This window comes from Myxococcales bacterium (genome assembly GCA_016706225.1).
Lineage (GTDB): Bacteria > Myxococcota_A > Polyangia > Polyangiales > Polyangiaceae > JADJKB01.
Genome location: JADJKB010000025.1, coordinates 527,393 through 548,595, shown reverse-complemented (window position 1 = coordinate 548,595; position 21,203 = coordinate 527,393). Strand labels below are relative to the sequence as shown.

Here is a 21,203-nt window from a genome sequence, read left to right as displayed (position 1 = left end):
GGCAGAATCAGCGGACCCGGAGGTGCCCACCCTCCAGTCGGTTGTCGTTGTGGCGCCCGCGCTTGACCTCCAGCCGGCGGCTGCCGATGAACAGCCCAAAGAACACGTCGTAGTCCCCAGGCGTGAAGTTCGGCTCGAGCGAGAACGGGTAGACGTCCACGATGAAGTCCCCGACCCGCCACAGGTGAAACGGGTACTTGCTCTCGAGGGTCGGGTGGTCGCCGTTGAAACGGCGCTGGAAGCCGTCGATGTGAATGAAGGTCTCCCAGTTGCCCGAGATGCTGGCGACAACCTTGTAGTAAGTGCGAAACTGGTACTGCTTCTGTGGCACCACCGAGTCCAGAGCATTGCCCGACAGATCACTGACCTCCCAGCCGAGCACGTCCAGCTGCCCGCCGAGGTTGGCGTCCATCGGCATGCGCGGCGTGGGCGCGCGATCGAGCACCCAGTTGGCGAACGGGTTCTCGTTCTTCTCGCCGGGTCCGAGCTGGTTCGACAGCAGCAAGATCTCGCTGGAGCGCGCGTCGAGCACCGGCACGTTCCCGGGTGCGCTGGGCATACCCCGGAACAGGGAGTTGACCTGCGGCAGATCGCCGGAGCGCAGCACCAGCCAACGTCGATCGGTTGCCTCGGTGAGCCAGGTGAACGCGGCATTCGCGTTCTCGAAGGTCGGCACGTTGCGCCCGGCATAGTAGGTCGCGGCCCCCGTCCCGACGCCGACGATGCCCAGCGCCTCACCGGCCTTGGCGTGGGTCTTGTAGGAATCGAAGACCTCCTTGGGTGAGATCTGCGCGGTGAGCTTGGGGTAGTAAGCGAAGGACAGCACGCTGCCGGACAACGCCACCGAGAAGGTCGCGACGGTCGCGCGGGAGACCGGCGCGCGCACGAAGATCTCGCGCAGCAGGTCCCGCGCGAACAGCGCGGCGGCCGGGAGCACGTACACGAGCACCGGCAGCGCGATGTAACCAAAGCTGGCGAGCTGTCGCCCGAGGGGGCCGACCTGATCGAACTGTTTCCAGTGGAAGAACGAGCGACTGGCCCAGGTCAGCACGGCGTAACCGACCAGCGCCGCCTCGGACACGAGGAAGGAGAACCAGAGGTTACCGGACCAGAGCGACTTCGAGAGTTTGGGCCAGGCCAGGTACTCCTCACGCGAGAAGCGCCGAGCCTTCGCGGAGGTCGTCTCGTAGAACGCGCCGCAGAACCCGACCAACAGCGCGAGGGTCGCAATCTTCAGCAGCGTGTGCGCCGGCTCCTTGAAGCTGTCCGGGAAGCGGGGATCGTCGACCACGAAGGCCGAGAGGCCCTTCTCGGGGTAGGTCTTCAGGTCCTCGTAAAACAGGATTGCAAAGGCCGCGACGCCCATGGCAAGCGTGCGGGAGCCTGGGGCACCCCGATCGAAATCCCGCAACGACACACCGGCGATCGCGGCCAGCATGCACACGCCGGCAAACGGCAAGAGGCCGACCACGGACGCCGAAAGGGCCTGCACGCCGAACGTCAAGGTAGCGATCAAGATCAGGATGATGCGGAGCGCCGTCTCCGACTCCGCCGCGCGCGGGTCGACACCATGGGGTGGCCGGAACAGGCGCCCGATCGCGAACGGCAGCACCGCGCTCCAGGGGAACAACCCGTGCCCCAAGTAGGCGATGACCGTGTCGTAGGTCGGGAGCATGCGGGTTGGCTTCACCGATGCGCCCAGGAGCTGAGAAAACTGGGCTGGATCGTCGCCGGCTCGGCCGAGCACCCGCAGCCCCACCACCAGCGCGGTCACGCCGAGCGCGAGGCAGCACGCGCCGATGCCATCGCGAAAGCGCTGGCCGATCGCACCTGGGCGGCTGCGCAAGAGCGCCCAACCAAGACCGATTCCCACCGCCGGCGTGGCCACACCGAGCAGCACTCCGCGCGCGCCAAAACCCGCACCCAGCCCCGCGAGCCCGAGCACGAGCCAGCCGCTGCGGCGCACCGGACTCAGCTCCCGATCGAACGTCGCGATCCCCAGGCCCGCGGCCGCAACCGCCAGCGACGACATCGTGACGATGTCGCCCAGCATGGTGCGTGCATGCAGGAAAAACAGCGGCATCGTCGCTAGAGCCAGCACGGAGAATGCGCCGGCCACGCGATCGGCCAGGCGCGCGACGAGCGCGTACGTCGCGAGCGCACCCACGACTCCCCAGAGGGCAAGGGGCAGGCGCCCAGCCCACTCGTGCAGACCAAAGAGCTTGAAACCGAGGGCGATGGAGGTGAACGGGAGCTGACCGCGCGAGAGCTCACCCAGCGTGGGGACGGAGTTGGTTGCGCCCTCGATGCCGAGGCCGGTGGCGCCCAGCAGGGTCAGCGCGATCCGCCGCGAGAGATCCGCCACGCGCAGCTCGAAGGGATCCCAGATGCCACTCGCCCTGAGGGGTCCGAACAGACTCGCGAAGAGCAGCAGGAACGCGAGCAGCGGCAGCCAGCGACTCAGGCGCGCAGCGGCGCCCGGCCGCGCGGCGACCGGCGCCAATTCCGCGGCGGGGGCGGCCTGCTCCACGCTCGCTTTCGGCGGGTCGCGGTCCGCGCTTTGCTCGGCTTCCGTTGCGCTCATGGCAGAATGCGGGCGGGACCTTAGCAGAACTCCACCGACCCGAAGTGGCATCTTGGAGCCAGATCCGGGGCTCGGTGCCGGCGTGAAGCCGAGGGCCGGTCAGGCCAGCGCCCGCGCGCGCGCGGCGCGCACGAGCCCCGGCGGCTGGGCGAGGTTCCCCGGGAAACGCGCCATGCCTCGGCAAGCGGCTTGCGGTCCCCGATCCGCTCGTGAGAAGACCCGGGCCGTCCATCCCGCCCCTTGATCGAGAGAGCATGCGTTTCGGTACTGTCGCCCTGCTCGGCCGCACCAATGTCGGAAAATCGACATTCCTGAATGCCGCCCTAGGCGAGCAGCTGGCGGTGGTGTCTCCGATCCCCCAGACCACCCGCGAGGCCTTGCTGGGGGTCGTGCACCGACCGGACGGTCAGTTGGCGTTCATCGACACGCCAGGGCTGCACCGACCGAAGAGTGAGCTCGGGCGCCGCATGAACGCAACCGCGCTGGAGGTAGCGCGTTCGGCAGACGTGCTGTGTGTGATGACGGATGTCGACCCGAGACTGGCAAAAGACACGGCTGCGCTGCTGGAGCGGGATCGGGAAGTGCTCGAGCTCTTGCCGAAAGGGCCGCGCTCGTTGCTGGTGATCAACAAGGTCGACCTGCTGCGCGACAAACAGAAGCTGTTGCCCGCGCTCGTTGCTTACGAACAGTCCCACCCGTTCGCCGCGCTCGTGCCGGCGAGCTTGCGCTCCGGCGACGACGTCGCTCGGGTACTCGATGCCATCGTCGGCCTGCTGCCGGAGGGCGACGCGGCGTACGCCGCCGACACCCTGACCGATCGCACGACGCCGTTCTTCGTCCGGGAGTACGTGCGAGAGCAGGTGCTCGAGCTGACCAAGGGTGAAGTCCCCCACGCCGTCGCGGTGAGCATCGACGTGATCGAGGAGCGCGACCGCCTACTGGCGGTGAAGGCCACCATTCACGTCGAGAAGGACGGTCAGCGTCGCATCTTGATCGGGAAAGGCGGCGCATCGATCAAGGCCATCGGGACCGGGGCGCGGCTCCGACTCGAAGAGCTGTTTGGTCGCAAGCTGTTCCTGGAGCTGTTCGTGCGCGTGACTCCAAAGTGGAAGAACGTGCCGCGTCAGCTGGCCGAGCTCGGTTACGAGCCGCCCGCCGAGCGCCGCCTGTTGTCGGCCCTGCCCGACGCGCCCAAGCGCGGGCACCGGGGGCGAAAGTGAGGCCGATCGTCGCGATCGTGGGCCGACCCAACGTCGGCAAGAGCACCCTCTTCAATCGCCTGGCCGGCAAGCGTCTGGCGATCGTGCACGACACACCGGGGGTGACCCGCGACCGCAATTACGCCGACGTTCACCTGGCGGGGCGCGAGCTGGTGCTGGTCGACACGGGAGGCTTCGACCCGACCGATGACGATCCGATGCGGAAGGGCATCGCGCGTCAGGTCCGAGCCGCCCTCGCGGAAGCCGACGTCATCGTGTGTGTGCTCGACGGCTCCATGTCACCGACGCTGGCCGACCGCGAAGCCATCAAGCTGCTGCGAAAGAGCGCCAAGCCCGTGCTCTACGTGGCCAACAAGGCCGACGACAAACAGCGCGCGCTGGCGGCCAACGAGCTGTACGAAATGGGGCTGCCGGAGCTGCTCCCGGTCTCCGCGCTGCACGGGCGCGGCACTGCGGAGCTGCTCACTGCGCTCGCCGCGGCGATGCCGCCGCACGAGCCGAGTGAGCCGGAGCCCGCCCAGGATCCGGCGATCCGCGTGGCGGTGATCGGCCGCCCGAACGCCGGCAAGTCGTCCTTGGTCAACCGCCTCGCCCAGACCGAGCGTGCGCTGGTCGATGCAAAGCCCGGCACGACGCGTGATCCGACGGATACGCGGGTGGTGGTCGACGGCCATGCTTTCATCGTGATCGACACCGCGGGGATCCGGCGGAAATCCCGGGTCGACACCGGAGTCGAGACGGCGAGCGTGCTCCGAGCACTGCGCACCATGGAGCGGGCCGAAGTGGTGATCTTGCTGTGTGAAGCCAACGAGGGTGTGACCGATCAGGACGCGCGACTGATGGGCCTGTGCGCCGAGCGCGGGCGCGCGGTCGTGATCGGGCTGAACAAGACCGACCTTCTGGACAAGGCAGGGCGCAAACAAACCGAACAGCAGATCAAAGAGGCGCTGCGGTTTGCGCCCTGGGCCCCGGTGATCCAGGTGTCCGCCAAGAACGGCTGGGGGGTCTCCGAACTGATGAGCACCGTGCGCCGAGCCGCCGACGAGTTCGGGCGGCGGGTCGGCACGGCCGAGCTGAACCGGTTCTTCGAGCAGGTGCTCGAGCGCCGGGCTCCGCCGACGCAGGGTGGTAGAGCCCCTCGGATCTACTACATCACTCAGGTACACACGGCGCCGCCCGTGTTCATCGCCATCTCGAGCGCTCCGGATCACATCAAGGAGAGCTACAAACGCTACGTGGTGAACCAGATCCGCAAGACCTTCGGCTTCCAGTGTGTGCCGATCGAGCTGAAGTTCCGCGGCAAGGGCAAGCGCGGGCGAACTGAGAGCGCGTAGCGCCCGACCGGGACTGCGCCGCCCTGCGCCGCCCTGCCCGCTCAGCCGGGGCACAAAAGCTGCGCGACACCGTTCAGGGTGCCGAGATCGTGAACGTCGCTCGGTAGCGCCGGGATGTCGACACGCGTGGGCTTGGCTCCCTGCGCGTCCTGCCCCAGCACTCGATCCAGATTGGTGAGCTCCACCGCGTCGGTCTCGGCGAGCTCCACTTCTTCTTCGAGCGCACGAGCGAGCCGTTCGGCGCCGTCGGCCTCGAGCTCGATCCGATGTTTGCCCAGCGAACCCTTGATTTGCTCGAGCGTGGGGTGGGCCCGGGGCTTGCGGTGCACCCGGTTCACCACCAATGCGTCGCGACGCATGCCCTGCTCCACCAGGCGGTCGGAGAAGAACAGCGCCTCCCGCACCGCAGCGGGTGCCGGTGTGGTCACGAGCACGTAGGCGAACTCCGGGCCGCGAAACGCAGCCGCGACCTCGGATGCGCGCTGGCGAAAACCGCCAAACAGGTCGTTGAGGTCGGTGATGAAGGCGGCCATCTGCTCGAGGAATCCGCCGCCTGTGAGCTTGGCGATCCCGCGCAACACCACCGCTACACTCTTGGCGACCAGGTTCATGCTGAAGCGCCCCGACTGCTCGAACGCCTGCATCATCCAGCGGATCGCCGCGCTGTCCAGCGCGCTGATCAGTCGCTCGGGCGCATCGAGGAAGTCCAGCGCGTTGCTGGTCGGCGGCGTGTCGAGCACGATCAGGTCGTAGCCGCCGTCCCGCTTGACCGAGAGAAGCTTCTCCATCGCCATGTACTCCTGGGTACCGGCCAAGTTGGTCGACACGTACTGGTACAGCCGATTCGTCAAGATCCGGTCGCGCGCCTCGGGACTCGAGGCGTGCCGCGTGACGAGCTCGTCGAAGGTTCGCTTGGTGTCCAGCATCATGACGCTGAGGCGGCCTGGCACGGTCAAGCCCACCCGCGTAAATAGCTCGGGAGCCACGACCTGCTCGTCCCCCGTCATGCGGGACAGCCCCAGACTGTTGGCGAGACGCTGGGCCGGGTCGATCGTCAAACACAGCACGCGTTTGCCTCGCTCCGCCGCCGCGAGCCCGAGTGCGGCGGTGACGGTGGTCTTGCCGACTCCACCGCTGCCCACACACAAGACGACCCGGTGTTGATCGATGAGGGGCGCGAGCGACGGGGCGGTCATGTTCCGATCGGGAGCGTGAACTACCACCCTCCCGGCTGAATGGGTCGATTTTTCCGTGCCGATCGGGGCGCGGCCCAAAACTTGGCCCCCACCCTCCCGCTCTGGCACCCAGCAAGGGAAAATGCTTGGCCAATCCGACAGCTCCCCGACCAGCCTCGATCGAACGGAGCGTCGCAAGCTCGCACCCCGCGACACCCTCTCTGCGCTGAGCCAGCTCCTGGACGGCGTGCGGCGGGACGGCGCCTTCCGGACGCTGCTCCTGGCGGATCCCCAAGGGGTGCTGGTCGCCGGCGCCGGCGTGTTCTCCGAATGTGAGGAGCTGGCGGCATACGCCCCGCTGGTGGCGCGAAACGTCGCCAATGACACGGTTCCCACCCGCCTCGACGTGGTGGCGCGCAAGATGGAAGTGCGCCGGCTCACCATCGACGGCATCGAAGTGCTCCTGTGTGGCGAAGGCGGAGAAGCCGACGCCCTGCGGCGCGCCGCGGCGGGCTGCGCCCGGATCCTCGGCAGCCGCAACCGTCGCTGAGCACCATTCGCGAACCGAGCCACTCGAGGCTAGGCTGCGGCCGAGCATGCGTGGCTTCGTGGATCTGCACTGTCACTGGGTCGCTGGCATCGACGACGGCGCCAAGACCCCCGAAGACGGGGTGGCCATGCTGCGCGCCCTGGGGCAGATCGGCTTTTCACGCGTCGTGGCGACGCCGCACATGCGACCGGGGCTGTTCGACAACTCCCGCGAAGCGTTGCTCAGCGCCTACGCCCGGATGCAGCCGCACCTGACCGCCGATCTTCCGGTCGTCGACGTCTCGAGCGAGCACTACTTCGACGACGTGGTGTTCGGCCGGCTGATGAACGACGAGGGACTGCCCTACCCGGGCGGGCACGCAGTCTTGCTCGAGTTCTACGAGAGTGATTTCCCGTACAGCATCGACCGCCGGTTCGCCGACCTCCGACTCAAGAAACAACTGATTCCGGTGATTGCGCACCCGGAGCGCTATCAACGGATCTGGCGCGACCCCGATGTGCTCGAACGTCTGGTGGACGCCGGTGCAGCCGCGCTGCTCGACACCGCAGCCCTCGTGGGAAAATACGGCCGAAAGCCCAAAAAAGCGGCCGAAGCGCTGCTGGAGCGCGGGCTCTATCATGCGGCCTGCAGCGACGCCCACCGGGTCGCCGACGTCGCCGAGGTCGCCGCCGGCATCGAACGCATCGAGGGGGCGTACGGCCCAGAAGAGGTCGATTTCCTGTTCCGCGAAGGTCCGCTTGCGCTACTGAGCGGCCGGATCCCGGAATGAGCGACGGACGGACCAGCTGGCTGCGGCGCCACGGGCTCAAGCTGTTCGGCTCACTGCTGATCGCCGCCGGCTTCGTGTGGCTGCTGCACAAGGGCGCCCTGCCGATCCTGCCGGGCGCGAGCGCGTTCTCCAAGATGCGCTGGTGGACACTGCCGGTCTACATCGGCATGTGGTCGACGGTTCACGTGATCCGCGCCATGCGTTGGCACTGGCTGCTGGCGCCGATCCATCCCGTGCCACTGCGCCGCATCGTGGCGGTGGCGTTCATCGGCTTCGCCGCGATATTGCTCTTGCCGTTTCGCACTGGGGAGGTGGTTCGCCCGGTGTTGATCCGCAAAAAAGGCCACTTGTCCGGCTGGGCTGCCACGGGAACGGTGGCCGCAGAGCGGGTGATCGACGGCCTGTGCATGAGCGTGATGCTGCTGGTCGCGCTGCTCCTGTCGACGCCTCTCGATCCCTTGCCAACCTCGATCGGCGCGCTGCCCATCCCGGCGTCGGTCGTACCCCGGGCGGCCTACAGCGCGCTGGCCCTGTTCGCGGTCGCGTTCAGCGTGATGGGCATCTTCTACTGGCGCCGCGACTTCGCCCGCTCGGTCACGGAGCGCGTCGTCGGCATCGTCTCGAAGCGCCTGGCGGCGTGGCTCGCGGAGCGCGTGGAGAAGGTCGCGAGCGGGCTCTCGTTCCTACCGCAGTGGCGGTACACCGTGCCGTTCTTGCTGGTGACGGTGTGCTACTGGCTGCTCAACGCGGCGGCTTCCTGGCTCCTGTGCTGGGGCGCCGGATTCGATCAGATCACCTATGTCGAGGCCTGCGTGAGCATGGGTGTGCTGGCGTTGGGAATTCTCTTGCCCAACGCGCCCGGCTTCTTCGGCGCGTTCCAGATCTCCATCTACGCGGGCCTCGCGATGTTCTTTCCGCCGGAGCTGGTGGTCGGTCCCGGCGCGGCGTTCGTGCTCCTCATCTACCTGTCCCAGCTGGCCATCACGGCATCGGGGGCCGCGCTCGGTCTGTACTGGGAACGGACCAGCGTCGGTGAGGCGCTGGACTCGCGCGCCGAAGAGCTGGGCGACGACCTCGCCGGGTGATCTGCGGATACCTCCGGACTTTGCCCAGGCACCCCCGCCCAGAACTTGGCCGAGCCGCGCGGACGGCGTTACCGAAGTGGACCATGAAGAGGTCGCGCGGGCTGTGGCTCGCTGCCGGGGTATTGCTGGTCGGCAGCGCGGTGTTCTCGAGCCGCGGGGCCTCGGCTCGGGTCGAGGGTGACTCCGACTACAGCAAGGCACAGACCTACAACGCCGCGCTCCGCTACGTGAGGGTCGATCTCGGCTACGAGATCGTGGAGAAGGATCCGGACGTCGGCTACCTGCTCTTCCGTTACGAGCCGCCCGGGCGCAAGAACAACCCGACCAACGGCTCGATCGAGGTCATCGAGAGCAAAGAGCGGGTCAAGATCGTGATCCAGCTGCCGCAGATGCCGACCTACCACGAGGCCACACTCCGGGACGGGCTCTTGAAGAAGCTCCGCACGGAGTACGGCGAGCCGCCGCGCAAGAAGAAACCCGAAGACAAACCCGCGCAGCCGGGCGCTGACGGCGGAGTCGAAGGCGGCGCTGGCAACGACGAGAGTTCGCGGGACCCGCGCGCGGAGTAGTATCACGGCCAATCGCCGTGAACCCCGACGACCCCGCCTCTGTCATTCCCGAGCTGGTCGGGCGCTACCGTGTGCTCGGCTCGCTGGGACACGGCGCGATGGGACGCGTGTTCCTGGCGCGAGACCCGAACCTCGACCGCGACGTCGCGGTCAAGCTCTTGCGCCAGGACCTCAAGCTCACGCGCGGCGAGCTGTCGGCGCTCTACGACCGCATGCGGCAAGAAGCCCGCGCCAGCGCCCGCCTCGCACATCCCAACATCGTCGCCCTGTACGACATTGGTGAAGAGCCGGAGCTCGGTCTGTTCTTGGTGTTCGAGCTGGTCGAGGGACCCACGCTGGAGGACCAAATCGCCGCCGGCCCGGTTGGCCCGACCCGGACTGCACAGCTCGCTCGCGAGCTCGGCGCTGCGCTCGCGGCAGCGCACCAAGCCTCCGTTCTGCACCGGGACATCAAACCGGCGAACGTCATCCTGGCGGCGACGGGCGCCAAGATCGCGGACTTCGGCATCGCCCGCGTGCCCGGCTCGACGCTGAGCCTCGACGGGGGCGTGCTCGGCACACCGGCCTACAGCGCGCCCGAGTCGATCACGAGCGGAGAGTTCTCGCCCGCCTCGGATCAGTTTTCCTTGGCCGCCACGCTGTACGAGGCGCTGTCGGGGCGACGCGCATTTCCTGGCGATGACGCCGTGAGTGTCGCCAAGAACATCAACACGACCGAACCCCCGCCGATCGCCGCGCAAGCCGGCGTCGATCCCCATGTCGACGTCGTTCTCGCCCGCGGGCTCGCGAAGGATCCCAAACGTCGCTACGGCTCGGCGGAGGAGCTCGGCAACCGGCTCGCCGAGGCACTCGAGCTCAGGCCGCGCACGCAGATGCCGACACTGCCGGACCAACGCACCGAGCGAGCGTACGAAGCTCGCCAGAGCCAACGCGAGCTGACGGTGCTCGCGCTCGGGGTCGTGCTCGGAGCCTCGTTGATGGCCGCGGGCTTCCTGCTCTGGCCCCGGGAGAGTGGGCGGGAGCCGCACTCCCTCGAAACACCCGTCTCGGACGCCGTGCCGGCGCTCGACGCCGCGCCCACCCCCGACGCGGCAGCGAGCTTCAGCGCCAGGCCGGAGAAGAACCCGCGCCCACACGAGCGCAGCCGACCTGCCGCGCCCGTGCGGGCAGAGAGCCACGATCGCGCGTCCGACCCGGCGGAAGCCGGACCTCCGCCCTGAGCCCCGGCGATCGGGAGGGCGAGACGCCCCGAATCGAGCTAGGGTTCTCCGGCCCATGCCCACGCGACGCCTCCTTTCGTGGCTCTTTCTTCTCTCCTCCATCGCCCTCGCTGCACCGGCCTGTTCGTCGAGCAGCGACGCGGGCGGCGGTAGTACCGGGGATGGAAGGTACGTCGGTCCCCAAGGCTGCTCGGCCGCGCCGGACTGCGGCAAGTGCGGTGCATGTTTCGACACCTGCTTGTGCAACAACGGCACGCCGGAAGGCTGCCTCGCTCAGTGTGTGGGCGGTGCCGGCGCCGGCGGCAGCGGCGGCGCGCCCGCGGGCGGCGGTGGAGTGCCCGCCGGCGGTGGAGCGCCCGCCGGCGGTGGAGCGCCCGCTGGTGGCGGAGCCCCAGGCGGCGGCGGCGGCGGTGGCGGCAGCTGCACGCAGCTCAGCACGGGCAATCCCACCTGTGACGCCTGCGCGCACTCGGCCTGCTGTTCGGCCATCGACGGCTGCCTCGCGAACGGTGCCTGTGTCGGGTTCTTGAACTGCCTGAGCAAGAACTGCGCGAACGCGGGCTCCAACCTCAACGCCTGCGCGCAGCAGTACTGTGCGCAGTATTCCTCGGGCATCAGCGCTTACAACGCCATGGCCGGATGTTTGGCGAACAACTGCGCCGGCTCCTGCTGACACAATGAGTGCATCGGCGGGGTGTCAGCGTCTGCCCGCGGCTCTTCTCGGGCTGGCCGCGCTCGCACTGCTCGTGCTCGGGGTGCCGCGTGCCCGCGCCGAGTCACGCCTGGCAACGGCCGCGGATCCTTTCGGCGCCGCCCCCCCAGCGGAGCGCGGCCTCACCGGCGGTGTCGTGACGTTGCGGCAGCCGCGCTCGCTGATGTTGCGTGTGCCCAAGAGCATCTTCGACATGGGCTCGACGCCCGACGACGTGCTCGATGCGCTGACCGAGTGTGCGCGAGAACCACTCGGCGGGCGCTGCCGGGAAGAGATGTTCTCCGACGAGTTGCCGGAGCACCGGGTCACCCTCTCGTCCTTCTGGCTCGATCGAACCGAGGTCACGGTGCAGGAGTACACGCGCTGCGTCGTGCTCAGGCGCTGTCGCGCCGTGCCGTTCGCGCAGGGTGGGAAACGCTTCGATCGACCACGAAATCCGGTGTCACTGGTGAGACAGCCGGATGCCCGGGCCTACTGCAAGTTCCGTGGCGCACGCCTGCCGACGGAAGCGGAGTTCGAGCGTGCCGCGCGGGGCACGCGCCGCCGGCTCTACCCATGGGGACAGCTCTACAACAGCCACGCCGCGAATCACGGACGCCTCGGCCTCGACAGCACCGACGCGCGCGACGGCTTCGCCGAGCTCGCGCCGGTCGGGTCGTTTCCGTCCGGGCGCACCCCAGAGGGATTCCTCGACCTGGCTGGCAACGTTGCGGAGTGGGTCGCTGATCGCTACGCCGGCTCCTACCCGCCTGGCCCGGCGCTCAATCCAACTGGGCCTCCGGTCGGGGGAGGCAGCGGGGGATATGTGGTGCGGGGCGGCCACTATTCGAGCGCGGGCTCGTGGCTGCGAGGCGCTTCGCGCTCGAGCGCCGACCCAGAGACGCGCTCGCCGACGCTGGGGTTTCGCTGCGCGCGCACGGCAACGCCATGAAGCCGGGTGATTTTCAGGAGCACACGCCGACTCCCGACCTCGTGCTGCCGATCCATACGACGACGACCTTCGTCTTGGTAAGAGCCCACTACCCCGAGAACGTCGGCGCCGCGGCGCGCGCCATCAAGACCATGGGGTTCTTGAAGCTCGCGCTGGTCAAACCGGGACGACTCGCCCAACCCGACCACGAGATGGCGCAGAAGATGGCCGTCAAATCCAAGGATGTGCTGGGCGCGGCTCCGGTCCTCGAGAGCTTGGCGCAAGCGGTGGCCGGCATCGACTGGGTGGTGGGGACAACCTCGCGGCGTGGGGTGTCCGGAGTGTTGACCGCCCGGGAGCTCGGACAGAAGGCCGTGCTCGCCGCGGCTCGTGGCGAGACCCTCGCCATCGTGTTCGGCAACGAGAAGACCGGCTTGGGCGAGGCGGAGCGGGCGCTGGCGCGGGACTTCGTCCGCATCCCGATGGCCGCCGATCAGCCCTCGATCAACCTGGCGCAAGCCACACAAATCATCGCCTACGAGCTGCTGATCTCCGCCTTCGAGGCCAAGGGCCGCAGCATCGGCTGACGCCGCTCCGCGGACTCTTGATAAGCTCCCGACCCATGCTGCCCATCGATCTGCGCTCCGACACCGTCACCCGACCTTCGACGGCAATGCGCCAGGCGATGGCCACTGCCGAGGTCGGAGACGACGTGTACGGCGAGGACCCGACGGTCAAGCGACTCGAGCGGCGAGTAGCGGAGATGCTCGGCAAAGAGAGCGCGCTGTTCGTTCCGTCCGGCACCATGGCCAATCAGATCGCGCTCATGCTCCACACACGGCCGGGCGACGAGATCGTGATCGGAGAGGGCACACACTGCGCGCTGTTCGAGGCCGGAGCCGCCAGCGCGCTCTCCGGCGTGCAACTCGCGAGCGTCGGCCAGGGCGGGCTGTTCGACGTCGACGAGCTGGAGGCGGCCATCCAGCCGAGTGCCTACTGGCTGCCGCACACCAGCTTGTGTGTGGTCGAGAACACCCACAACCGCGGCGGCGGTCGGGTCTTCCCCATCGATCGATTGCGGCGCGTGACCTCCCACGCGCGGAAACGCGGGCTCGCCGTGCACATGGACGGAGCGCGGCTGTGGAACGCCGCCGCGGCCAGCGGCGTCAGCCTCGCAGATTTCGCAGCGACGGCGGACACGGTCAGTGTGTGTTTCTCCAAAGGCCTCGGCGCCCCGGTCGGCTCGGCGCTGGTTGGCCCAACGGAGCTTCTGACACGCGGGCTCAGGTTGAGGCGCATGCTCGGCGGCTCGATGCGCCAGAGCGGCATTCTCGCCGCCGCCGCGCTGTTTGGCCTCGACCAGAACCTGCCCAAACTGGCGGAAGATCACGCGAAGGCCAGGGCGCTCGCCGCGGCGCTTGCACGAGTCGAGGGTGGGCGGGTCGACGAAGGCGCGGTCGAGACGAACATCGTCAACATCCAGCTGCTCGGCCCGAGTGCGGAGGACGTGATCGCCGCGGCCAAGTCCCGCGGAGTGCTCCTCGGCAGCATCGCGAAGAACACCCTGCGTGCGGTCACTCACCTGGACGTGTCGTTGGAAGCGGCGAAGCGCGCGGGGGCGCTGCTGGCCGAAGCCATCACCCAAGCTCCCCGAGGCGGAGGCTGAGCTTGCGCCCCTTCGCGCTCGCGTTGTTGCTCGCGGTCGCCTGCGCGCCGAGCTTGCCCCGCGCTTTTGCGGAGGAGCGAGCGGCGGCGGAGCGCGCCTACGCAGCCGGCCGCTACGACGAGGCCGCGGTGCACTGGGAGAAGGCCGAGGCCGCGGCGAAGCGGCGCAGGGATCAGACCGAAGCGCGCTACCGCCGGGCCGCGGCGTTGATCCGCGCGGGGCGGCACACCGAGGCACAAACGCTGCTGACCGCCCTTCGCACCGACCGACCCAAGAGCTCCCGCGCGGCCCGAGCAGCGTTCGACGCCGCCAGCATCGAGATCGAGCACGGCGATCCCGCGCGGGGTTGGGCGAGCCTGGAAGCGGCGATCTTCGCGTACCCCGAGTCCGGAGTCGCGCTGGCGGCGCTCCGCCGAGTCGCCGACGAGCGCGGTCGACGCCAGGGCAGCGATGCGGCTCTGAGTTTCCTGCGCCAAGTCGAGAAAAGGACCGGCAGCGCCGGCCTCAGAGAGCAGGCGGGTTACGACAGCGCAAAGTTGCTCGAGAGCCTGGGGCGCGACGAAGCGGCGCTCGCCGAGTACCTGCGGGTCGCAGCGAGCTTCCCCTACCCCGAAGGCGCGCTGTGGGACGATGCGCTCTTCGCTGCGTCCTTGCTCGAGGAGAAGCTCGGCCGACCGAAGCTCGCGATAGAGCGTCTGGAGCGCATGCTCGCCGAACGTGAGCCCTCGTCGCTACAGGGTTCGTATGAGCGCCCGCGCTACGCGGCCGCTCGACTGCGAATTGCCGAGCTCTATCGAGACCGCATCGGCGACAAACAGCGCGCCGCCGCCGAGTTTCATCGGGTCTGGGACGAACACCCGACCAGTTTGTTGAAGGACGACGCGCTGTGGCAGGCCGCGCGCATCGAGCGCGAGCTCGGTCGGGAAGACCTGGCCTGCAAGACCTTACGCACACTGACCGAGGACGCGCCCGATTCGCGCTTTGCACGCTGCGCTCCAGCGCTCTGTCCTTCGGTCCCACCGGTCAAGGGGGAGTGCCACGCCTACGTGCTCAGACAGCTGACCAGCGGACACGACTGAGCCGGCGGTCGGTCACGACGCTCACTCGTCGTCGTCCGCTTCTTCCTCTTCGTCGTCGTCGTCGTCGTCGTCGTCTTCGTCGTCGTCGTCGTCATCGAAGTCATCGTCCGCGCCCTCGGCGTCTTCGTCGTCGTCGTCTTCGTTCTTCACTTCGGTCTTCAGATCGATGCCCACCTCACCGAGTTGAGTCTCGAGCAGCTCGAAGAGCTCGTCCACGTCGTCGCCGTTCCACTCGTCGATGACGTCTGTCAGAAACTCGTAAAAGTCCCCGGTATCGAGGCGGCGCTCGATTTCCTCGACCTGCTCTTCTTTGAAGGCTTCGAGGATGTCCTCGCGCAAGGACTCGGTATCGCCTTCTTCGATCGCCTCTTGAGCCGAGAGCCGAATTTGTCGGGCAGCGCGCCTGTCGAGGTAAATATCCATCTCAGCTCAGTTCTCCAAAGCCAGCGCCCCCGGCAATAGACGATGGTTGCAAAGCAAGTCAAGGCCGCTCGAAGATTCGAGCGTCGGGCGCCCTCCAACCTGGGCCACGAAGCTCGGGTTCCGCGGCGTAGCGGCCGATCTGAGATATATACGAAGACACCGTGCGCTTCGCCGTGCCCTTCCTGGCCGTGGTCGGATGGCCTGCCCTTTTGCACGCCCAGGAGGCGGCGGACCGGCGGGTCCCGCCGCCGTCGAGCTTCGACTACATCCAGTACGGGGTGGCGTTCGTGGCCGAGAGTGTCGCTTCGCCGGGAGATGTGTGCCCGTCGAGCGCCGTCGACCCCTGCATCCTGCGCTCCGGGGGTGGGTTGGCGGTGCGCGTCGGCTACCGCTCTCGCGGCGCTTGGTACGTCGGCGGGGCCTACGAGTCCTCGCGGCATGACTCGTCCAACCTCCTGCGCCTTGCCATCCTTCAGCAACTTCGGGCCGAGAGTCGCCTGTATCTCGACGAGGGTCGCCGTTTCACTCCCTACTTCTCGGGCGGCGGCGGCGTGGCGGTGTACGGAAGTGAGTGGGGGTCCGATACCGGGGGGATCACCACTTTTCTGGGTGCCGGCTTCGAGCTCCAGCTGAGCCGCGCGGCCGTCGTCGGGGCCAGCGTGGCCTACCGGCCGTTCTTGCTCCGCGGCTGGACGGACGGCGCCAACCAACGGCGGGCCGACCGGTATTTGGGGTTTGGGCTTGCGCATCTGGTGGCGCTGGAGCTGGTTTTCGAGATCCGAGAACCGCTCCCCAGGTGGTGAGTCGCGCGGCCAAATGGCATTCCGGACCCCGGCCCGGCCGGTGGTCCCGAACAGCGCTCTTGACGGCGAAGTCCTCGCAGGGTTCCGTTTGCCTCCGTGAAGTGCGACCGCTGCGGGCGGGACAATCCCCCGAGCCTCAGGTTCTGCCAGGACTGCGGCAATCGCTTGCAAGCCGTACCCGCCCGTCCGGTGGAGGCTACGCCGCCGCGCGGCGTGCCTGTTGCGGAACCGCCGCGACCGGACGGTGTGCGTGCCCGACCCGCCGCGCCCGACTTCGATTTCGGTCCGCGCGGTGACGCGCACGGAGACGCCCGCTGCGGACGCTGCAACGCCGCCAATCCAGCCGGTTCGCGCTTCTGCGCCGAGTGCGGCGGAAACCTGGATCCGCCGCCAGACCAGAGCCCGATGGAGGTCGTGAGCAGAGGAGCGCAACCGATGTACGGCGCACCGGTCGTGGGCCTCTCGGCGGGCGCGACCCCGCAGCCAGCGCCCGTGGTCTGCCCGCGCTGCCGTGGCAGCAACGGGGCTCACATGACGTACTGCCAGTACTGTGGCGGGCGCCTGCTCGAAGGCGGTCCGATGCGCGAGCCTCCGGCCACCAGCCCCGAGACGCCGGTGAGCCAGCGAATGCCGCCGTCTCGTCCCCCGCCCCCTCCCGTCCGTCGGGAGGGCCCGGGCGCGGCCGGCGTCGGCGAACCGCCCTGGGCGGCACCCGCGGCAGCCGCCCCCGCACGCCTGATCGTCGTGGCCCAGGATGGCAGCCCGGGCCGGGACTACCCGCTGGGACCGACGCAGACCGACATCGGCCGGACGGAAGGCACGATATTGCTGCCCAACGATCCCTACGTGTCCCCGCGGCACGCGAGGATTTCCCGCAGAGATGGCCGCTTTCGCATCCGCGACCTGGGCAGCACCAACGGGGTCTTCGTCCGGCTCCGGGCACCCGCAAAGTTGCATTCTGGGGACTTGGTGTTGATCGGCCTTGAGGTGTTAAGGTTCGAGCTGGTGAACGCCGCTGAGAAAGGCCTGGGCCCTGCCGAGGACGGGGACACGCAGGTTTTCGGATCTCCGATGCTGCCCAGATATGCCCGGCTCTGCCAGCGAACCGTCGAGGGTGTGACGCGTGATGTCTACTACATCGCAAAGGACGAGCTCGTTGTCGGGCGCGAGGCGGGCGACGTAGTGTTCACCACGGACCCGTTCATGAGTCGCCGACACGCCGCCTTCACGCGCGAACGCGACGGCTCGTTCACTTTGAAAGACTTGGGCTCTTCCAACGGAACCTACTTGGCGATACGAGACGAAGTGGCGCTGACGGACGGCGATCACGTCCGAGTCGGCCAGCACCTTTTCCGGCTGGAGAGCCGCGGCCAGAGCTGAGATGGCGGAAACTTCATCGGAAATTCGCCTGCACCTCTTCGGACGCACCGATGTCGGGCAGATCCGCGAGCACAACGAGGACAACTTCCTCGTCGCCGATCTGACGCGCCGTAGCCGGAGTCTGCTCGAGTCCGACCGGCACCAGATCGTTGGTGCGCGCGGCACGGTGCTGGGCGTGTGCGACGGCATGGGGGGCGCCGCCGCGGGCGAGGTCGCGAGCCAACTCGCCGTCGACATCATTTACGAGAAGCTGACCCAGGGCGACGCGCCGCTGGATCGCGACGACCTCGCGCGCCGGCTGGTGCAATCGGTCGAAGACGCCGGCATGCGCATATTCAACGAAGCGCGCGCCGATCGGACCCGTCGCGGCATGGGCACGACGTCCACAGTGGCGGCCTTGCTCGATGACCGCCTGTTCGTCGCTCAGGTCGGCGACAGCCGCGCCTACATTCTGAGGAACGGCCAGCTGGCGCAGGTCACCCGGGATCAGTCCCTGGTAAACCAGCTGATCGAGGCTGGGCAGCTGACCGAGGAAGAGGCCGAGACCTTCGAGCACAACAACATCATCCTGCAGGCCCTGGGCACCGCAGACACCGTCCAGGTGGACCTCACGTACGTCGACCTGTGCAAGAACGACACGCTGCTGCTCTGCTCCGACGGGCTCTCGGGCATGATCCGCGCGGACGAGATCCGAGAGATCTTGCACACGGTTCCGGACCCGCTCGAGGCGTGCAAGGTGCTCACCGAGCGAGCCAATCTGGCGGGAGGGCACGACAACATCACCGTGATCGTCGCGCGCTTCGACGGCGACACGTTGCACGCCGCCAAACCCGAGAACATCGTCAAGTACACGAAGTACGCGCTGCCGGACTCCACTGCGGAGCCCGGCGCGCGCGCGTCGATCAAATCCGTCGAGGACATCGCGGTGGCGCCGCTCTCGGACGAAGCTCAGCGTGAGTCACGCCAGCTCAAGGTCGGGCACACACTGGTTGGCATGACCACCGCAGCGCTGGAGGCCGAGGCCGCCGCCGCGCGCGACGCGGCCCCCGCCGCGGCCCCTCGCCACCCATCCAATCCCCCACCGCAGTTCAACCTGGACGACGAACCAGTCCTGATCCCCACGACCGGCCTGCCGCCTTCGGCGGTCGGTGCGATCGTGGTGGGCGCACTGGTCGCCGTGTCGGTGATCGGCTTCCTCCTGCTCCGCTGAGCAAGGTACACCGATGCGCCACGCGCTCCGGCGGATCCTGTGGATCGTGCCGACGCTTTTTCTGGTGTCGATCGCCGCGTTCTGGGTGCTCACGGCGACGCCGACCCCGGGCGGCCGCGCGGAAGCCGGGGAGCACGGCGCACACCCGTTCTTCGGCCCCCACAGCCCCCCCCGGTTCTTGAACCCCCATCCGACGAGCGTCCGCGAGCTCACGGAGCAGGCGATGAACAGCATCGCCAGCGACGACACACGGGCGGCCGCAGCGCGCGTCGAGCTCGCGCGCCTCGGGGGAGCCGCGTTGCCCCATCTGCTCCCCAAGCTCGACTCCGTCGAGCCGATCGGTCGAGGCCGCATCGCGCTGGCCCTCGCGCCGATCGGCCAGCGCATGAACGTCGGCACGCCAGAGGAGCGCGGATCGCCCGAGGGCGCGGCCCTGTACTGGTCGCGCTTCTGGCAAGATCGAGCCATCGATTTTCGTCCCGCGGTGGTCAAACGCGCGGTGGGTCGCCTTGCGGAGAAGTCGACCGCCGGTCGCCGTCAGGACGTGACCGAGCTCGACACGTTCGCCCTCCCGGAGCTGATCGACATGATGGCGCCGGTCAATCGGCAGGCGGACGTCAAGCGCGCGACGCGCATGGCCGCCGCTGCCTCACGCATCACCGGTGAGCCGTGGAAAGTTCCCAAAGACGCCAGCGTGGACCAGGCCCGTGCGGTGGTCCGCACCTGGCAGCGCTGGTGGGTCAAGCACCGCTCCGACTACGTCACCTTCGACGGCGCCGGACGCGCGCTGGCGATGGTGAGTGAGACCCAGTACGCTCACTGGGCGACCGACGCCGTGCAGAATCGACTCGGGACCACCGCGAGCGACGAGCGCGTGCTCGACGTGCTCGTGCGGCGCGGCCCGCTCACACTCTGGTTGCTCGCCGTCGGACTTTTCGCCGGCTTCGCCCTGGGCATGCTGGTCGGGGTCGCCGGCGCGGCTCGCGCTCGCCGCGGCGTCGATACGCTGACGAGCGCGGTCGCCGTCGGGATCGCGGCGCTGCCCATCGCGGCGCTGTCCGCCTGGGCCGCTCCCGCTCAGGGCAGTGGAGCGCGATATTTCACCGCCGCCCTCTTGATGACGCTCGCGGCGGCAGCGCTGACCTCACGCTACCAGCGGGCCTCGTCGCGAGTGGCCATGGACCAGGAGTATTCTCGGACCGCTCGCGCGTTCGGTGCGAGCCCTTGGCGCCTGGCGCGTTGGACCTTTCGCGCGTCCAGCGTGGCGTCGATTTCACTGATGGGTGCGCACCTGGCCCAGCTCCTGACCGTCGCGTTCGTCATCGAACACGCGCTCGGGCTCGACGGGCTCGGGGCCACCACGCTGCGCGCGATCGTCGCCAAGGACCTGGCCTGGCTGATGGCGCTCTCCCTGGTCATCGCCACGGCCCTCGCGTTGGTGCAGATCGCGAGCGACGCGCTGCTCGCCGCGCTCGACCCACGGGTGAGGCTCGGCTTCATGCGCAAGCGAGGGGCCGCGGAATGATGACGCGCGCGCGACTGCCCGTGCGAATCGCCGCACTGGTCTTGGGGCTGCTCGGCCTCGTGGCGGTGTTTGCCGACGTCATTGCATCGGAGGCGCCGCTCCTGGCCCGAGACAGCACGGGCTTTCGGGTGCTGCCCGGCATCACCCACTCCGCGAGCCGGGCCAGTGGCGAGCGGGCGCAGAGCGCCGAGCAGGGTTGGGCGATCTGGGCGCCCGTGCGCGCCGGCACCGCTCCGAGCAGCGCGGCGCCGGAGGGAGCGCCCCCGGTTCGACATTTCCTCGGAGTGGATGCCCAGGGCCGCGACGTGCTCGCCGTCACGATTCACGGCGCGCGCAGCGTGGTCCTGACCACCCTGGGAGTCCTCGCGCTCGCGCTCTTTTTCGGCGTACCGCTCGGCGCCTTCGCCGGACGGGACAACGTCGCAGACGGGCTGCTCAGCCGACTCGTCGAGCTCACCGGTGCGCTACCCTCGTTGGTGCTCTTGGCGGCTCTCCACGCCGGCGGCATCACTCCGAGCTGGGGCGGCGTCGTGCTCGTGCTCGGTGCGCTTCGCGCTGTGGAGGTCGCGCGCCTGGTCCGCGGCGAAGTGCTGCGCGTCAGCGGGACCGAATTCGTCTTGGCGGCGCGCGCGCTCGGGGCCTCCGGCAGCGGCGTGGTCATCCGGCACGTGATGCCGCATGTCTGGGGGCCGGTGATCGTCAACGCGGCGTTCGGCGCAACAGCGGTCGTGTCACTCGAGGCGGCGCTGTCGTTCGTGGGCATCGGTCTACCGGCGGACGTTCCGAGCTGGGGCCAGCTTCTGGGGCAATTCAGCGGTGGTGGCCTCTCCGCCTCGGTCCTCGCACCGGTCATTGGCATCGTGGTGACGACGGCGAGCCTCTACGTGGTCGCCGACGCCCTCGACGACCACGTCTCCGCCCGGCGCCAAGCTCCGAGCCGAGTTTGAAGACCAGTGCCGGCCTCGGGCTTGCGCCCGTGGCCCGCTGGA

20 protein-coding genes are annotated in these 21,203 nt (G+C 68.6%); 17 read left to right on the top strand and 3 right to left on the bottom strand.

The genetic code is table 11. The features are described 5' to 3' along the window. Nucleotides 1-7: 7 nt before the first annotated feature. Nucleotides 8-2,584: a glycosyltransferase family 39 protein gene (locus IPI67_40945; protein ID MBK7586545.1), complete on the bottom strand. Its 2,577-nt coding sequence runs from the start codon at nt 2,582-2,584 to the stop codon at nt 8-10. A 254-nt stretch (nt 2,585-2,838) separates the two neighbouring features. On the opposite strand from IPI67_40945, the gene era reads away from it, so the two are divergent. Both era and der read left to right on the top strand, forming a co-directional pair. Continuing rightward, the gene (gene era / locus IPI67_40940) at nt 2,839-3,804 is read left to right on the top strand and encodes a GTPase Era (protein ID MBK7586544.1); all 966 of its coding nucleotides are present in this window, start codon (nt 2,839-2,841) and stop codon (nt 3,802-3,804) included. Then, nucleotides 3,801-5,138, top strand: a complete 1,338-nt coding sequence (gene der / locus IPI67_40935; protein ID MBK7586543.1) for a ribosome biogenesis GTPase Der — start codon at nt 3,801-3,803, stop codon at nt 5,136-5,138. Before era ends, der begins: the two co-directional genes overlap by 4 nt. Before the next feature lie 41 nt (nt 5,139-5,179). Here the strand turns inward: der and IPI67_40930 are convergent, their stop codons facing one another. Then, nucleotides 5,180-6,334: an ArsA family ATPase gene (locus tag IPI67_40930; GenBank protein ID MBK7586542.1), complete on the bottom strand. Its 1,155-nt coding sequence runs from the start codon at nt 6,332-6,334 to the stop codon at nt 5,180-5,182. Between the two features lie 121 nt (nt 6,335-6,455). On the opposite strand from IPI67_40930, the gene IPI67_40925 reads away from it, so the two are divergent. The 10 genes from IPI67_40925 (at nt 6,456) to IPI67_40880 (ending at nt 14,873) form a co-directional block, all read left to right on the top strand. Next, on the top strand, nt 6,456-6,863 hold the full coding sequence (locus IPI67_40925; protein ID MBK7586541.1) for a hypothetical protein: 408 nt from the start codon (nt 6,456-6,458) through the stop codon (nt 6,861-6,863). Nucleotides 6,864-6,909: 46 nt separating this feature from the next. Further along, complete coding sequence (locus IPI67_40920; protein MBK7586540.1) at nt 6,910-7,632, top strand: protein tyrosine phosphatase; 723 nt, start codon at nt 6,910-6,912, stop codon at nt 7,630-7,632. After that, nucleotides 7,629-8,717, top strand: coding sequence for a flippase-like domain-containing protein (locus tag IPI67_40915; GenBank protein MBK7586539.1), 1,089 nt, complete (start codon nt 7,629-7,631; stop codon nt 8,715-8,717). The genes IPI67_40920 and IPI67_40915 overlap by 4 nt, the downstream gene beginning before the upstream one ends. Nucleotides 8,718-8,800: 83 nt before the next feature. After that, entirely contained in the window at nt 8,801-9,286 is a 486-nt protein-coding gene (locus IPI67_40910; GenBank protein MBK7586538.1) for a hypothetical protein, read from the top strand. A gap of 17 nt (nt 9,287-9,303) precedes the next feature. After that, nucleotides 9,304-10,506, top strand: coding sequence for a serine/threonine protein kinase (locus IPI67_40905; protein ID MBK7586537.1), 1,203 nt, complete (start codon nt 9,304-9,306; stop codon nt 10,504-10,506). A 55-nt stretch (nt 10,507-10,561) separates the two neighbouring features. After that, complete coding sequence (locus IPI67_40900) at nt 10,562-11,179, top strand: hypothetical protein (GenBank protein ID MBK7586536.1); 618 nt, start codon at nt 10,562-10,564, stop codon at nt 11,177-11,179. Between the two features lie 4 nt (nt 11,180-11,183). Then, nucleotides 11,184-12,149: an SUMF1/EgtB/PvdO family nonheme iron enzyme gene (locus IPI67_40895; protein MBK7586535.1), complete on the top strand. Its 966-nt coding sequence runs from the start codon at nt 11,184-11,186 to the stop codon at nt 12,147-12,149. Then, the gene (locus IPI67_40890; GenBank protein MBK7586534.1) at nt 12,146-12,715 is read left to right on the top strand and encodes an RNA methyltransferase; all 570 of its coding nucleotides are present in this window, start codon (nt 12,146-12,148) and stop codon (nt 12,713-12,715) included. Before IPI67_40895 ends, IPI67_40890 begins: the two co-directional genes overlap by 4 nt. Nucleotides 12,716-12,750: 35 nt before the next feature. Continuing rightward, nucleotides 12,751-13,794 carry an aminotransferase class I/II-fold pyridoxal phosphate-dependent enzyme gene (locus tag IPI67_40885; protein ID MBK7586533.1) on the top strand — a complete coding sequence of 348 codons (1,044 nt, stop codon included), beginning with the start codon at nt 12,751-12,753 and terminating at the stop codon, nt 13,792-13,794. Nucleotides 13,795-13,796: 2 nt separating this feature from the next. Continuing rightward, on the top strand, nt 13,797-14,873 hold the full coding sequence (locus tag IPI67_40880; protein MBK7586532.1) for a tetratricopeptide repeat protein: 1,077 nt from the start codon (nt 13,797-13,799) through the stop codon (nt 14,871-14,873). 21 nt (nt 14,874-14,894) lie between these two features. Here the strand turns inward: IPI67_40880 and IPI67_40875 are convergent, their stop codons facing one another. Then, nucleotides 14,895-15,296, bottom strand: a complete 402-nt coding sequence (locus tag IPI67_40875; GenBank protein ID MBK7586531.1) for a hypothetical protein — start codon at nt 15,294-15,296, stop codon at nt 14,895-14,897. A 161-nt stretch (nt 15,297-15,457) separates the two neighbouring features. Between IPI67_40875 and IPI67_40870 the strand changes: the two genes are divergently transcribed. The 5 genes from IPI67_40870 (at nt 15,458) to IPI67_40850 (ending at nt 21,161) form a co-directional block, all read left to right on the top strand. Next, nucleotides 15,458-16,099, top strand: a complete 642-nt coding sequence (locus IPI67_40870) for a hypothetical protein (protein MBK7586530.1) — start codon at nt 15,458-15,460, stop codon at nt 16,097-16,099. 213 nt (nt 16,100-16,312) lie between these two features. Further along, nucleotides 16,313-17,479: an FHA domain-containing protein gene (locus tag IPI67_40865; GenBank protein MBK7586529.1), complete on the top strand. Its 1,167-nt coding sequence runs from the start codon at nt 16,313-16,315 to the stop codon at nt 17,477-17,479. Nucleotide 17,480: 1 nt separating this feature from the next. Then, on the top strand, nt 17,481-18,689 hold the full coding sequence (locus tag IPI67_40860; protein ID MBK7586528.1) for a Stp1/IreP family PP2C-type Ser/Thr phosphatase: 1,209 nt from the start codon (nt 17,481-17,483) through the stop codon (nt 18,687-18,689). Nucleotides 18,690-18,702: 13 nt separating this feature from the next. Further along, entirely contained in the window at nt 18,703-20,214 is a 1,512-nt protein-coding gene (locus IPI67_40855; GenBank protein ID MBK7586527.1) for an ABC transporter permease, read from the top strand. After that, on the top strand, nt 20,211-21,161 hold the full coding sequence (locus IPI67_40850) for an ABC transporter permease (GenBank protein MBK7586526.1): 951 nt from the start codon (nt 20,211-20,213) through the stop codon (nt 21,159-21,161). The genes IPI67_40855 and IPI67_40850 overlap by 4 nt, the downstream gene beginning before the upstream one ends. Nucleotides 21,162-21,203: the final 42 nt, after the last annotated feature.